At 40.2% G+C, this 14,320-nt stretch carries 14 protein-coding genes; 6 read left to right on the top strand and 8 right to left on the bottom strand.

Translation table 11 applies throughout. From position 1 onward, the window contains the following. Window positions 1–5: 5 nt before the first annotated feature. The 4 genes from HH219_RS18385 to HH219_RS18370 form a co-directional block, all read right to left on the bottom strand. Window positions 6–503, bottom strand: coding sequence for a PTS glucose transporter subunit IIA (locus HH219_RS18385; RefSeq protein ID WP_169328281.1), 498 nt, complete (start codon window positions 501–503; stop codon window positions 6–8). Between the two features lie 5 nt (window positions 504–508). Continuing rightward, window positions 509–901 carry an ACT domain-containing protein gene (locus tag HH219_RS18380; protein WP_169328280.1) on the bottom strand — a complete coding sequence of 131 codons (393 nt, stop codon included), beginning with the start codon at window positions 899–901 and terminating at the stop codon, window positions 509–511. Between the two features lie 205 nt (window positions 902–1,106). Next, window positions 1,107–3,260 carry a phosphate acetyltransferase gene (pta, locus tag HH219_RS18375; RefSeq protein ID WP_054455665.1) on the bottom strand — a complete coding sequence of 718 codons (2,154 nt, stop codon included), beginning with the start codon at window positions 3,258–3,260 and terminating at the stop codon, window positions 1,107–1,109. A gap of 2 nt (window positions 3,261–3,262) precedes the next feature. After that, complete coding sequence (locus HH219_RS18370; protein ID WP_169328279.1) at window positions 3,263–4,477, bottom strand: acetate kinase; 1,215 nt, start codon at window positions 4,475–4,477, stop codon at window positions 3,263–3,265. A 380-nt stretch (window positions 4,478–4,857) separates the two neighbouring features. On the opposite strand from HH219_RS18370, the gene yfbV reads away from it, so the two are divergent. Beyond that, complete coding sequence (yfbV, locus tag HH219_RS18365; protein ID WP_169328292.1) at window positions 4,858–5,304, top strand: terminus macrodomain insulation protein YfbV; 447 nt, start codon at window positions 4,858–4,860, stop codon at window positions 5,302–5,304. Here yfbV and rlmA read toward each other — a convergent pair. The 3 genes from rlmA to xthA form a co-directional block, all read right to left on the bottom strand. Further along, complete coding sequence (rlmA, locus tag HH219_RS18360) at window positions 5,285–6,097, bottom strand: 23S rRNA (guanine(745)-N(1))-methyltransferase (protein ID WP_054206524.1); 813 nt, start codon at window positions 6,095–6,097, stop codon at window positions 5,285–5,287. The genes yfbV and rlmA overlap by 20 nt on opposite strands. Then, entirely contained in the window at window positions 6,094–6,741 is a 648-nt protein-coding gene (locus tag HH219_RS18355) for an energy-coupling factor ABC transporter permease (RefSeq protein ID WP_064435982.1), read from the bottom strand. Before HH219_RS18355 ends, rlmA begins: the two co-directional genes overlap by 4 nt. Window positions 6,742–6,828: 87 nt before the next feature. Then, entirely contained in the window at window positions 6,829–7,635 is an 807-nt protein-coding gene (xthA, locus tag HH219_RS18350; protein WP_169328278.1) for an exodeoxyribonuclease III, read from the bottom strand. Between the two features lie 249 nt (window positions 7,636–7,884). Between xthA and HH219_RS18345 the strand changes: the two genes are divergently transcribed. The 4 genes from HH219_RS18345 to rluB all read left to right on the top strand — a co-directional run bounded on the left by HH219_RS18345 (window position 7,885) and on the right by rluB (window position 10,602). Next, the gene (locus HH219_RS18345; protein ID WP_054206526.1) at window positions 7,885–8,316 is read left to right on the top strand and encodes a hypothetical protein; all 432 of its coding nucleotides are present in this window, start codon (window positions 7,885–7,887) and stop codon (window positions 8,314–8,316) included. Window positions 8,317–8,483: 167 nt separating this feature from the next. Next, complete coding sequence (locus HH219_RS18340; protein ID WP_054206527.1) at window positions 8,484–9,002, top strand: EF-hand domain-containing protein; 519 nt, start codon at window positions 8,484–8,486, stop codon at window positions 9,000–9,002. A 143-nt stretch (window positions 9,003–9,145) separates the two neighbouring features. Then, window positions 9,146–9,736, top strand: a complete 591-nt coding sequence (gene scpB / locus HH219_RS18335) for an SMC-Scp complex subunit ScpB (protein ID WP_054206528.1) — start codon at window positions 9,146–9,148, stop codon at window positions 9,734–9,736. Further along, window positions 9,733–10,602: a 23S rRNA pseudouridine(2605) synthase RluB gene (rluB, locus tag HH219_RS18330; protein ID WP_054206529.1), complete on the top strand. Its 870-nt coding sequence runs from the start codon at window positions 9,733–9,735 to the stop codon at window positions 10,600–10,602. Before scpB ends, rluB begins: the two co-directional genes overlap by 4 nt. A gap of 282 nt (window positions 10,603–10,884) precedes the next feature. Here the strand turns inward: rluB and HH219_RS18325 are convergent, their stop codons facing one another. Then, entirely contained in the window at window positions 10,885–11,628 is a 744-nt protein-coding gene (locus HH219_RS18325; RefSeq protein WP_054206530.1) for a YciK family oxidoreductase, read from the bottom strand. Between the two features lie 253 nt (window positions 11,629–11,881). On the opposite strand from HH219_RS18325, the gene HH219_RS18320 reads away from it, so the two are divergent. Beyond that, window positions 11,882–14,311, top strand: a complete 2,430-nt coding sequence (locus tag HH219_RS18320; RefSeq protein ID WP_169328277.1) for a VolA/Pla-1 family phospholipase — start codon at window positions 11,882–11,884, stop codon at window positions 14,309–14,311. Window positions 14,312–14,320 lie beyond the last annotated feature (9 nt).

Below are 14,320 nucleotides of genomic sequence, written 5' to 3'. Positions count from 1 at the left end.
ATAAATTACTTCTTAGTTATTGTTAATAAAGAGTCTACCCCAGCTGTGACATGAGATAAACCATAGTGTACAGCTCCCAACCTATTACCATTGAGTAAAATCATTGTCGCAAGTAGAGGCGTTTTGAGCTCGCGTAAGTCAAAATAAGCAAGCCGCTCACCTTTGATAATTTTACTGCCGCCTAATTGGGCAATATGGGTATGGGCAATATGGTGTTGATGTGTATCTAAATGCAGTGTTAGTAATACTTTTAAGCCATTATTTGCTTTCAAGATAAATTCACTGCCTGCATTTTTAACTTGCAATAACGTGCCGTTAAATGGTGCTAATATTTTGTGACTTGTAAGTTCAACAATGATGCCTCGCCCAAGAATGCCGTAACTAAAAAAAGGCTCAGGGTGCTCACTTAATGGGCGAACTCTACCACTGAAAGGGCTGCATATTGATATGCTGTTGGGATCTAATTGACGTTGTGGTAAATAGCTAATATCAGAGTATTTCATAGTGCTTAAAGGGATTCGTTGAGTACGTGATAGCCATCTTTTTTTAGTGCTGTAATCGCGTTTTGTATACGCTGTCGTTTAACTAAAACATAATCGGTATCGTAGGTCGATAAAGCAAAAATTGAAATGCTCGCTTTGGCTAAAACACCTGAGATATCAGCCATGATCCCTGTTAATGAAAACCCAAGTGGACCTACGACCTCTAATGCTAACCAATCGTTTTCTGCATCAAGGCTCTCAATCTCAAATGTAGTGGGGCATACGATGGATAATTCGTCGACTGTTTTAGAGATAAAATACATTGATTCTTTAAATAGCGCAGCAGGAATATCACTATTAACATCAAGGCTATGAATCGTAAAGGCTGTACTATGAAGCTGCAATGTTTGCTTTGACATTTTTAAACCCTTTGGCAGTAAGTCACTTATTAATAGTATATACCCAAGCCACCTCAAGATGCGAGCGTCGTTGGAGTTAAAAGCGATAGAGATAAGTGACAGACTGCGATTCCGAGGTATTCTAGGACTAAAATAACTCATTAACTGCGTTAAAATTAGTTACTGCAAAAAGTAAAGCACCTAATTAAGGTGCTTTACTGATGTCTCACTCGTTATTTTTAACTTGTGATGCTTGAATGGCAGTTAACGCAATTGTGTAAACAATGTCGTCAACCAACGCGCCTCTGCTTAAGTCGTTTACTGGTTTTCTCATACCTTGCAACATAGGGCCAATACTTATTAAGTCAGCGCTTCTTTGCACTGCTTTGTAGGTTGTGTTACCGGTATTTAAATCGGGGAATATAAATACCGTTGCTTTACCTGCGACAGGGCTGTTAGGGGCTTTTTTACGTGCAACGTTTTCCATAATAGCGGCGTCGTATTGTAATGGACCATCGATTATCAGATCGGGGCGTTTTTGCTTTGCAAGTGCGGTGGCTTCACGCACTTTTTCAACATCTGCGCCTGTGCCTGATGTTCCGGTGCTATAACTTATCATGGCTACACGAGGTTCAATGCCAAAAGCCGCGGCGGAGTCAGCAGATTGAATCGCAATATCAGCGAGTTGTTCGGCCGTTGGATCAGGGTTAATTGCACAGTCACCATAAACAAGTACTTGATCAGGTAATAGCATAAAAAATACCGATGAGACCAATGATGATCCCGGTGCAGTCTTAATCAACTGAAGTGCAGGGCGAATAGTATTTGCTGTGGTATTGACCGCGCCAGATACAAGGCCATCAACTTTACCGCGCTCTAACATCATGGTGCCAAGTACAACGTTATCTTGTAGTTGTTCATGTGCTACAACTTCGGTGAGGCCTTTACTTTTTCTGAGTTCAACCATTGGCGCGATATAATCATTGATCACACTATGAGGCTCAATAATTGTTACATTTTCGTTGAGTTCAACACCTTGTTGTATGGCAATGCGTTCGATTTCCTCGCGATCGCCAAGTAAAATTGTTTTTGCAATACCACGTTGACCACAAATAGCGGCAGCTTTGATAGTACGTGGCTCATTACCCTCTGGGAGCACCACGGTTTTAGCAAACTGTCGGGCTTTATCTGTCAGTAAATAGCGAAATGCTGGTGGAGACATTTTACGTGTTTTACCGACACTTTTAGCAAGGGTATCGAGCCAGTCAGAATCGATGTTGCTCGCATTATGATGCTTTACCTTATCGATTCGTTGTTCATCATCACATGGTACTTCCATATTAAAGTTATGTAGTAATAGAGATGTTCGCCAAGTATCGGCGTCAGTGATTAAAATAGGTAAGCCGGTTGCCATTGCTTGTTCGCACAAAGTCATAATACGAGGCTCAGGTCTAAATCCACCCGTGAGTAAAATAGCACCAATTTTAGTGCCGTTCATGGCTGATAAACACGCTGCAACTAATACGTCAGAGCGATCGCCGGGCGTAACTAATAACGCACCTGGCGTAAAGTGGTTGAGAATATTTGACACAGTACGCGCGCAAAAAGTGACACGGCGTAAACGTCGGTGCGCCATATCGCCTTCGTTGATTATTTCAGCTTTTAAATAAGCACATAAATCTTTTACACGAGGAGCGACTAACTCAAAGTCCCACGGTATAGAACCCAATAACATAAATGGGTGTTTTCTAAATATGGGCAGTGAGGCAAGTCTATTGAGTTCATTTTCAAGTTGTTCGGGGTTATGTGTATCCACTAAATCAGCGCGAGCTCGGCCTTCTTCGTCTAAAGGGGCGTTTACTTTATTAAAAATACAGCCCAGTACGCGGGCATGATCAACACCGCCATAGTTGCCTGCAGCAATTTCTAATCGGTCTTCAATTTGATCATTAGTATCGTTGCCTGGTGTAAGCACAAATACGATATCTGCACCTAAAGTTTGGGCAATCTCGCGATTTACTCGCCCTGCATAAGGTTGACGGCGGGTGGGCACCATACCTTCAATAATAGCGACTTCATCGCTGTTAATCGCATTTTCAAAGCGCTCTACAATCTCTTCAAGTAAGTCATCACCTTTACCATCACCAATCATTTGCTCTGCATACGCAAGCGCAAATGGAGTAGGTGGTGTGATAGGCGAACCTTGAGTAACAATTTGGGTTGACTTTTCTGGGCCTGTTTCACCAGAACGAGGCTGTGCAATGGGTTTAAAAAAGTTAACTTTGACTGCCTTTTGCTCAAGAGCACGAACCAAACCAACAGAGACAGAGGTCAATCCAACGCCTGTTGAAATGGGCACTAACATAATTCGACGAGCCATAATTAGTGCTCCTGCGCAATGGTTGCAGCATCAAGGGCAATAACCCACTCTTCATTCGTAGGCATTACGACCGCTTTGACATTTGCTGCTGTAGAGCTAATAATCCCTTGCTTTGAAAAACGCGCTGCAAGGTTTGCTGTATTGTCACAGTCTAGGCCCAAAAATGAGAGCTGCGCGATTACTTTTGCGCGAATTATATCTGAGTTTTCACCAATGCCACCTGTAAAAATCAAAGCATCTAGGCGTTGTAATGGCACCATAAAAGCTGCAATTTGTTTTGCTAATCGATAACAAAACATGTCGAGTGCGAGAATTGCTTTTTCGTTACCTGCTACAGCAGCTTCTTCGATTGTTCGGCAATCGTTGGAGAGTTCACTAATACCCAGTAAGCCACTTTGCTTATTGAGTAAATCATCGATTTGCTGTGCGCTGTAATCAAGCTGTGTGGTTAAAAAGTTAAATAGGCCAGGGTCAATATCACCACTGCGAGTTCCCATCATTAAGCCTTCGAGTGGTGTAAGTCCCATACTCGTATCAACACTTTTACCGTTTTTAATTGCGCACACCGAGCAACCATTACCTAAATGTGCACTAATAAAGTTACTATGTTCAATTGATTGATTTAATAATTTAGCTGTTTGTTCAGCAACATAAAAATGGCTTGTACCGTGAAAGCCATAACGCCTAACGCCATAATCTGTATAAAGTTTGTAGGGCAAGGCATACAGGTAAGCTGTTTTTTCCATCGTTTGGTGAAAGGCAGTATCAAAAACGGCAATTTGTGGTAAGCCTTTAAATGATGCCTGAGCCGATGAAATACCTAATAAATTTGCGTGGCCATGTAAAGGCGCAAGCGTTGCCGCTTGGGTAATGCCCTTTATTACATCGTCATCAATTAAAACTGATTGGGTGAAATGTTCCCCACCATGAACAACACGATGACCCACAGCAATTAAGTGATCAGCTAAATGATGATCGTTGATCAGCGCAACCAGCGTATCAATTGCAGCGCCGTGAGCTTGGTTTGTCTCAAGTTCAATTTGTTTTTTTACACCTTGATATTTGTACTTAATTAAGGGGGTTGAAGATCCTAAACGCTCGGCAAGACCTGAAATAATTTCTTCAGAGGTTAAAGCATCTAAAATTGCGAATTTTAAACTTGAACTGCCACAGTTAAGAACAAGAACATGGCGAGGTAGAGCTGGTTGAGAAGGCATAACAAGATCCCATTTTTGACAATATCAGTAAGTGAGCATTAAGAGTAAGAATGTAAATTAAAGCAAAGTAGTAATCGGCCGATATATTGCTATGCTTAAGTAAATACTGGCTTGCATTAAAAACGGTTTGTTTAGCTGGTTATAAAGTAAATTATTTTCGCTAAAGGCTATTTTTAATGCTAAGTAAATATAAAGTCTAATTGACTTAATGCATGGATATTTTACCTCATTTATTGTTTTAACGTTAGTGATAAGCATGATCAAAAACAAGTTTTAAGGTAAAAAGGTGGAATGGATTTTACACAGGAATGTTACCGCGAGTGTGGTACACTCAAACAGTAAATATTATATTGATAAACCAGCGATACCTAGGAGCCATGATGCAAAAGAGTGTGATGTCACAAGTTCAAACTGGTCGTGAATATGCAAAAAAATGGCCTCTTCGCAGAGAGCTGGCACCGCTATTTATCGAATTTAAAGTAATAAAAGCTACCGATCTTGCGATTACGGTAATGCCAATTATCGCTATGCTTACGTTGTTTATGCAGTTGAATTATTTAGGCAGTGATTTTTTGCCTCAAGCAATTGCAATGGCATTATTTTTTCTGTCTTTACCTTTTCAAGGCCTGCTATGGCTAGGAAAACGGGCTCAAACTCAACTTGAACCCGCGATGATGCATTGGTATAAAGAACTACATGGGAAAATGGTAGCAAATGGCTACCAAGGCCAGGTCAATAGCAAAAATCCAAAATACGCTGATTTGGCGCGTTTGCTCAACGATATGTTTGAAAAAATGGATCGTGCCTTTACGAAAGAGAATCTGTAAGGCGCTTAAATTGGCTTACATAAAACGATAAGGTGACAATTTGCTCGCCTTGTTGTTCTAGCTCAAGCCAATGCTCTGGTCTAAATTTCCATGCGAAAGGCGTCATTGTAATTAGATTTTTCACATCTTTAAACGGCAAAGCAATTTGTTGATCTAGTAAACGTTGCTCGACGAGTTCAAACCCTTCAGGTATGTCAATTGGCGTATGTGCATTTACTTCACGGTAAATCTTGTTTTTTAATTCTTTTAAGTGCCAAGGACCTGGACTTGCAACAATAAGTGCTGCTCCTGGTTTTGCTAAACGCGCTAATTCAGTATCAAATAAAGGCGCAAAAATACTGACTAACACATCAGCCGAATCATCAGCGAAGGGCGCTTGGCTAATTGATGCAACGCTAAAATTACAGTGTTTATAACGTTTGGCCGCGTATTTGATGGCTGATTTTGAAATATCTACACCATACACTTCAATATTACAGGCGTTAGCAATTGCTTGGGTATAAAAACCCTCTCCGCAGCCTAAATCTATCACTGTTTTTGGAACAAGGGTATGGACGTGGTCTGCAATAGTTGATTGTAAAAACTGATAATGCTGCGTGTTTAAAAAATCGCGTCTTGCTTGCACCATATCTAGGTTATCGCCAGGTTGCTTTGAGTTTTTTTGTTGAACGGGTAGTAGGTTTACATAACCTTCTTTGGCGAAATCAAAACTGTGGTTGTTAGTGCATTTAAGCGTGTTTGCGTTCAACTCAAGGGCGTGTTGGCACAGCGGGCATTGATAATTGAGACTCATGAGTCTAAATAATCCTTATCATAAAAAGTTTTTACCCACTGGGGGCGATAGGTGATCAGTAACGTAATAGCCATGCCATTTAGCATCGCTTCAGGAAACCAAATTATGGCACATAAATACAGGTAGTTTTCAGTTAATTCAAACCAGTTATAGCTGAGCGTGAAATAGTAAAAAAGACTAATAGAGAGTATTTTTAAGCACGCGATAATTGCTGCACAGATAAACGCACAGACAAATACGTAGACGAAAAAATGCCGAGGTAGAAGGCTATAACATAGAATAAAAAAAGCATAGCTCAATAATATTGGTAAATAGGCACTGAGTAATAAATGTATGGGTAATTGAGTAACAGTGATTTGCTTAAAAGCCACTAATAGCAAAGTAGCAAGCGAAGCACTCAGTATAGCTTGGCGCCAGCCCAAGATAAGCGTGATAGCAGTGACACCGAGTATATGTAATTCAAGGCCCGGTAATATGCCTGCTTTAATACGCCACAGCAATGCCATTACTACTGTACAAGCAAATAAACCAGTTTGACGCGCAGGTGTTGTCATCAATGCGGTATATTGCGTTTTATTGACGCTGAGTAAAAAAAGGCAGCCAACAATAAACCACGCAATAGATTGCAATTCGAGGCTTATTATTGGCATTATTTTTAGTTCAGTCATTTAGTTCAGTCATTTAGTTCAGTCATTTAGTTCAGTCATTTAGTTCAGTCATTTAGTTATGTGCTAGCTAAACGTTGACCAAATAGGTGCGTGATCTGAGGGCTTTTCAATGCCTCGTAATTCGTAATCAATACCAGCATCGATACAGCGCGCAGCTAAATCCGAGGTTGCTAAAACAACATCAATTCTCAACCCTCGGTTATCATCAAACCCTTTTGAACGGTAATCAAACCATGAATATTGCTCAATAGTGTCAGGATGAAGTTCACGGAACGTGTCTTTGAAGCCCCAATCAAGTAACGTTGCAAGCCATTGACGCTCTTCTGGCTGGAAGGAACATTTGCCTGTTTTTAGCCAACGTTTACGATTTGGCTCGCCAATACCAATATCTAACTCGGTTGGAGAAATATTGATATCACCCATAACAATGACGTCTTCATCACTGTTGTGGTTTGTATCAAGGTGGGTCATTAAGTCTTGATAAAATTGGCGTTTGTACGGAAATTTAGTTTCATGTGCAATGTTGTCGCCTTGTGGAAAGTAGCCATTCATAACGGTTAAGTCACGGCCATTTTCTTGGCTAACGGTGACGCTAATCATCCGTTTTTGCGATTCATCAGTGTCAGTTGCAAACCCTTTAAATACAGATTTAGGCTCTGCTTTACACAACATAGCAACCCCGTAATGGGCTTTTTGACCATGAAAATAAACGTGGTAACCCATTTTTTGCACATCTTCTAACGGAAAGGCTTCATCATGAACTTTAATTTCCTGCAAACCAATAATGTCAGGTTGATGTTTATCAATAATTGCTTGTAATTGGTGTAGGCGAGCGCGCAGCCCGTTAATGTTAAATGAAATAACTTTCATAAGATGGCCCTAAATAATTATCTTCTTTTAGATGAGGGCTAAATTCTATCATCAAATAGCGGATGGCACATGCGGTTATTAATAAAAATGAGCTGCTGTTTTGTTGAACAAATGATGACCAAGTATTAAGCGTTGTTAATGCTATATTAAATAAAAAATTAAATATATAATCCAGTTGATTTGTATTTTTGTGTATATATAATGCGCGCAAACCACCCGTTCATTATTTATTCATTTTAAAGGTACATCATGAAAAAACAACTTTTAGCATTGTTCGTAGCAACTGTTTCTTTCTCACATTCAGTCAGCGCGGCGCAGTATGTTTCAGCGGATCATAAAATTGAGTCTAAGTTATGCTCTATTAGTGCTAATGAAGGTTTTTCTGCAGCCAGAAAAGTGGCAGCGCAACATGGTGTAAACCTATCTCGTTTTTCAAAAAGCATTTTGTGCAATGGTGACGATATTCGTAACATTGCAAAAAAAATCAATGATAATGCTCAACAAGCGAGAGTGATCGAGGTGTTTGCTAAAAATACACAGCAAGAAACTCAGTTATGCATTACAGCTTTAAAGCAAGGGCTTGCACCCGTTAAAGAAAAAATTGGTAACTTAAATTCACTAAAATGTAATGGTGAAGTAGTAACAGATTTTGTGAAGCGTTATCAAAACGCCGCAATTTAAGTATTTGCAATGCATGCAATTTTTACATGCTTGTATGAAATGGTTGCAGTGAGGCAGGTTGGTGAATGACCTGTATTTCATTAATTTATTGATTTTTAAGGTTTTTAAAGTTGGCATTTAACTTGTTTGTATTTGATTGAAATTAATCAATTACAAGGAAATTTCTTATGAAAAAGTTAACTTTAGCATCTACTATTTTAGCAGCTCTGAGCTTATCAGCATGTTCGACATCTTCAATGCCAAAAATCGACAGTAATTTTGGTAGTTTAGATAATGACGATGATGGCTACATCTCAAAAGTAGAGGCTGATGATGACAATATTTGGGAACATTTCTCAAACATTGATACAAATATGGATGAGCAGATCAGCCGTAAAGAATTTAATAGTTATATGCAACTCAATACCGGTAAAGTTGCCAGCGATACTGAGGTTGCTGACTCTGCTTTTAAAGCCGACATTGCCAAATTTGATCCGATTGAAAACGATTTTAGTTCTTTAGATAATGACCGTAATGGTTTTATCTCTATCAGTGAAGCAAACGATGATGACATAGCAAACCACTTCGGTTATATGGATACAAACCAAGACAAACGTATAAGTCAGCAAGAGTTTATAGGTTATATTCAAACTTATGGTAGCGATGTTGCTGAAGATGAAGCACTTGAAATGATAAAAAATAGTTAATTTATTTACGCTTATTAAATCATACCAATGCCAATAGCTTCGTTATTGGCATTTTTTATGTATTTTTAACGATTGTTTTTCCTAGTTTCAGTTAGATCTGTCATAATAATGCGTTACATAAGCTTATTAGATAAAGGGTAGGTATGGCGGGTCGGCGAATTAGTGATGAGCAACTTGTTGAGATCATTGAAGCGGCGATATTTGTTGCTGGAAAACCCCTCACTAAACGGCATATAAAAGACACGGTGTTAATTGATTTAAATATTTCAATGGCACGGATCACTCACGCTGTAGAACAAATACAGCTGCATTATCAAACACGCGGAATTCGTTTGGTAGAAGTTGGGAGTGGTTTTCGATTTCAAGCGTGTGCGAGTCTAGGTCCGTGGTTAAGTAACCTGTGGCAAGAGCGTGCACCAAAATACTCTCGAGCATTATTAGAAACCCTTTCACTTATTGCATATCGACAACCGATCACTCGGGGCGAGATTGAGCAAGTACGAGGTGTGACTGTTGGCTCGGGAATTATTAAAAATCTGCTCGAGCGAGAGTGGATTAAAGTCGTTGGGCATAAAGAAGTACCGGGGCGGCCCGCTTTATATGCAACAACTAAACAATTTTTAGATTATTTTTCGTTAGCGGGTTTAGATAGCTTACCTCCGTTGCCTAAGCAGCAACAAAGCAAAATCGACCAGCTATTGAGTGATCCTTCTGTGAGAGAACTATCCGAATGAGTATACAAGGTGAAAAGTTACAAAAAGTATTGGCAAGAGCAGGTGTTGGCTCTCGTCGTGAAATGGAAAAATACATTGATGCAAATCGCGTGAGTGTAAATGGCAAAGTGGCAAAGTTAGGCGATCGCGTAGAAGAAACCGATTTGATCCGTGTTGACGGCCACACTGTTAAAATTGAAGAAAAAGCAGAACGAATTTGCCGTGTTATTATGTATAACAAGCCTGAGGGCGAATTGTGTACACGTAAAGATCCAGAAGGACGCAGAACAGTATTTGATCGTCTCCCACGTGTTGATGGCGAACGTTGGATTGCTGTGGGCCGCTTAGATATAAACACGGCGGGTTTAATGTTATTCACCAACGACGGTGAATTAGCGAATCGCCTAATGCACCCAAGTTATGAAGTTGAGCGTGAATATTCGGCACGTGTATTTGGTGAGGTAACAGCTGAAACAGTAAAAAACCTAACCAGAGGTGTTGAACTTGAAGATGGTATGGCTAAATTCCTTAATATAAAACCGCTGGGCGGTGAAGGTATTAACCGTTGGTTTAATGTTACGTTAACTGAAGGGCGTAACCGTGAAGTGCGTCGTTTATGGCAATCACAAGATGTCGAAGTATCTCGTCTTATTCGTATTCGTTACGGCAAGCTAGAGCTCGATAAACGCTTACCACAAGGTGGTTGGGCTGAATTAGATTTAGAAACAGTCAATTACTTACGTAAAACGGTAAAACTGGGCCGTGAAACGCAGACTAAATTGTCAGTTATGCCAGAAAAGCGTAAAGATAAGCGCGCCAAAATCAACCAAATTCGTAAAGCGGTTAAAAAACATAATAATCGTGTTAAGCAGACAAAACGTCGCTAATTGTTTTGTTAGCATTAAAAAAGCCGCTTAAATAGCGGCTTTTTCGATCGGGACTATTGTCCGAAGTTTAGGTTATACCAATCGTGTTAAGTTACTGACCATTTATAGCGAAAGATAAATACAGTGATAACAAGGCATAAATTTTGACATGGTGTTGTTCTCGGCAATTGCTCCTGCATTGCTCTACCTACTGCATCCATGCAGTCGTACATGAAAAATTTATAACGCAGTTAGCGCTTTATTTAACTCGCTAGAATAGTTAAATATTTAAGTTGATTGGTATTACTTAGCTTGTGCGTCTAATGATTGGCCATTCACGTCTTTTGAATCATCACTCATTAAATATAAGTACGTTGGCATTAAGTCTTCAGGGCATGCCAGTTTATCTCTGTCTTCGCCCGGATAGACACTAGCACGCATTGCAGTATGAGTAGCACCTGGATTGATACAGTTAATACGAATATTGGTTTTACCTACTTCACACGCCCACGTTTGCATCATACCTTCAACAGCAAATTTAGAGATTGCGTATGCACCCCAAAATTCACGGCCTTGGCGGCCAACACCAGATGAAGTAAAGATAATCGATGCACTTGGTGATTTTCTCAGTACTGGGAACATGTATTTAGTGATCATTGCTTGAGCCGTGACATTAACTTTCATGATGTTGTCAAACGTTGATGAACAAAAATGCTCAAGTGGCCCTAATGAACCAATAATACCGGCATTATTAAGTAAGCCATCAAGTTTACCAAACTGCTGCTCTATCGTGACACCTAAGTCTCTAAAGTTTTGTTTTGTTGCACCTTTTAAATCCATCGGTACAATTGCAGGCTTTGGACCACTTAATGCGATGATTTCATCATAAACAGCTTCAAGCTTGCTGGTGGTTTTACCTAAAAGAATCACTGTTGCGCCATGCTTTGCATAAGTAAGTGCAGCAACTCGGCCGATGCCATCGCCGGCACCAGTAATTAAGATCACTTTGTCTTGCAGGGCATTTTCAGCCGCTTTGTAAGTTTGCATAAGAAAGGTCCAAAAGAATTTATTTCAATGATTTTAACATAGCAAAACACCAAGTTATCGAATTTATTGTAAAATAAGGTGGCGAAATTTGAAACTTTACGTTAACTTTAACTGGTCTAATGTCTTGTTAATAACCTAATTACATTATTTTAACTAATATTTATCTATCACGTTTAAGAATTTAGTAAAACATTAACTACACTTATTTATTTGAACACACTATAAAAATAAGATTTTGTGCGGAGCAAACAACATGAAAAAAATGCTACTCTCACTTGCAATTACAGCTGCTTTAGCTGGTTGCGGCGGCGGTGAAACATTAGAAGACGTTAAAAAAGAGACTCCAGCAGTGATCCCCGCTGCTACAGTGAAATTTGACCCTGCCAATGGGGTGATTTCAGTCCCCAATGACTTATTAATGAGCGGCACTAAAGATGGTACGCTGAATATTCCAGGTGAGCTAGATGCCAATGGCGTATCTATTAGCAGAGCTGCCTATGCAAATCCATCAATGGCATTAGGCGCACTGGATGGCTGGTCAAGCCAAGTACCATTTAAAATCGACTTAACATTTCCACCAAGTATTAGTCTTGATGCAACCTCAGCCGGAACTCCTGGTGCTGTGCGGATATTTGAAGTCATTATGGGTGCAAGTCTTACCGATGCACAGTGCTCTGTAGCACCTGCTGGCGCAGCATGTAAGCTAGTAGGTGAACTTACCTTTGGTGTTGATTTTGTAACTAAAGGCAGTGGTGATGCAGTTGCCATTATTCCACTTAAACCATTTAAAGCCGGTAGCTCTTACATTAACGTTTTAACGACCAGTTTAAAGGATTCAGAAGGGCGTTCAATTAAGCCTTCATCAACGTATGGTTTAGTAAAACAAGAAACACCCTTAATTACACCGTCTCAACTTGCCTTACAAGGTGCAGTTAATAGTTACGAAAATGTTGTTACTTCAGGCGGTGCAATTAGTAAAGATGATATTATTTACTCTGCTGCTATGACGATTCAATCAGTAGGGCCTGTTCTTAGCACTATTAAGTCTCTTTTGGCTGCTAGTTTACAAAATCCAGCGTTGCCAAGGCCTGCAGTACAAGTACCAGAACAACCAATGTTAACCGTTGAGCAAGTGTTTGCTGCGCAAAATATTACAGGGCTTTCACCTGCTTTTGCTGGTGTGCAATATCAAAAAGGTAATGTAATGTTACCTATGTATTTATCAACCCCAACGGGTACTGCAATTACTGATTTAGCAGACACCTATTGGCAAGGCATGTGCGATAGTGCAGTAGCTGTACTTGGATATAAAGCGGCTGCAGGTGATGCTTTCCCAGCAGAACCTATAAGTGTTAATGACGGCACATGTGCTGCATTGAGTGAAGGGCGTTTACGTGATTTAGGTTTAGATACAACTAAACATTTAACTAAATATAACTCAATACCTAAAGTACAGAGTATGGCAGATGTGCCAGTGCAAGTTACTAAACCTATTTTACCCGTTATTAATATGATTAGAGCACAAATAGGGATGGGCGAACTAACAATGCCAGCTGAGGGTTGGCCTGTTGTAATTTTACAACACGGTATTACAACACAAAAAGAGTCGATGCTAGCATTGACTGCAAGCTTAGCTGTACAAGGTTTTGCGACAGTAGCAATTGACCACCCAGTGCATGGCGAGCGTGGCATAGATGTTGATGGCGATGGCGAAGATGATTTTAATGCAACCACAGGTTCTGTGCTTGCGTATATGAATCTACAGTCGTTGCTAGTAGCACGTGATAACTTAAGACAATCAGCGGCAGATTTATTGGGCTTACGTTTAGGCTTAAATTTTGTTAATGATGAATCTCTTAACACGCAAGATGTAACATACATTGGTCACTCGTTAGGCTCAATTGTCGCGCCTGCATTTGTTACACAAACAAATACACCATTGGCACCACAAGTAGATCCTTTATTTAAAGTGAACACAGTTGCTTTGGCTAGCGGCGGCGGCGGTATTGCAAGCTTCTTGCTTGAGTCCGCAAGCTTTGGTCCATTTGTACAAGGTTCTGTGTTACTTTCAGCGGGTACCGCTGAGTCTGCTGAATTTGCTGCGTACACACAAGGCCCTGCAATTTCAAACTGTGGTGAAGCCGATTATAGTCGTGCATTTACTTCATGTGCATACAAAGAATTTACTGCTGCGTTAACGGTAGCGGGTGAAACGACTAAAATAGCAAATATACAAGGTGTTATGACGCAATTTGCATTTGCTTCACAAACAGCGTTAGATAGTGGTGATCCAACAAACTATGCAAGCTCAATTGCGGCGCTTGGCACACCTATTTATATGAATGTGGTTGTGGGTGATGGCGCGCTTAACAAAGCTGATCAAGTAATTCCACCGATGACTGTGAATAACCCTATTGCAGGTTCGCTTCCTTTAGCGCGTCTAATGGGCTTAACGACGGTCGCTCAGTCGCAGCCACTAACTGAGGCACCTATGAGCTACGTTGTTAAGTTTACTAAAGGGCATCATGGTTCAGTATTGACGCCGGCCCCAGATGTAGGCGCAGGGTCGAATGCACAAGACAGCGCAGCAGCAACCACCGAGATGCAGTTACAAATAGCATCTTACTTAGCAACACGCGGAAGAGCGTTATCAATTGCTAATACAGAGATTGTTACTGACTAAGTTTTTTGT

This window comes from Pseudoalteromonas sp. NEC-BIFX-2020_015 (assembly GCF_012952265.1).
GTDB lineage: Bacteria > Pseudomonadota > Gammaproteobacteria > Enterobacterales > Alteromonadaceae > Pseudoalteromonas > Pseudoalteromonas neustonica.
The sequence above is the reverse complement of the archived record's forward strand: the minus strand, read 5'-3'. Positions and strand labels throughout refer to the sequence as shown.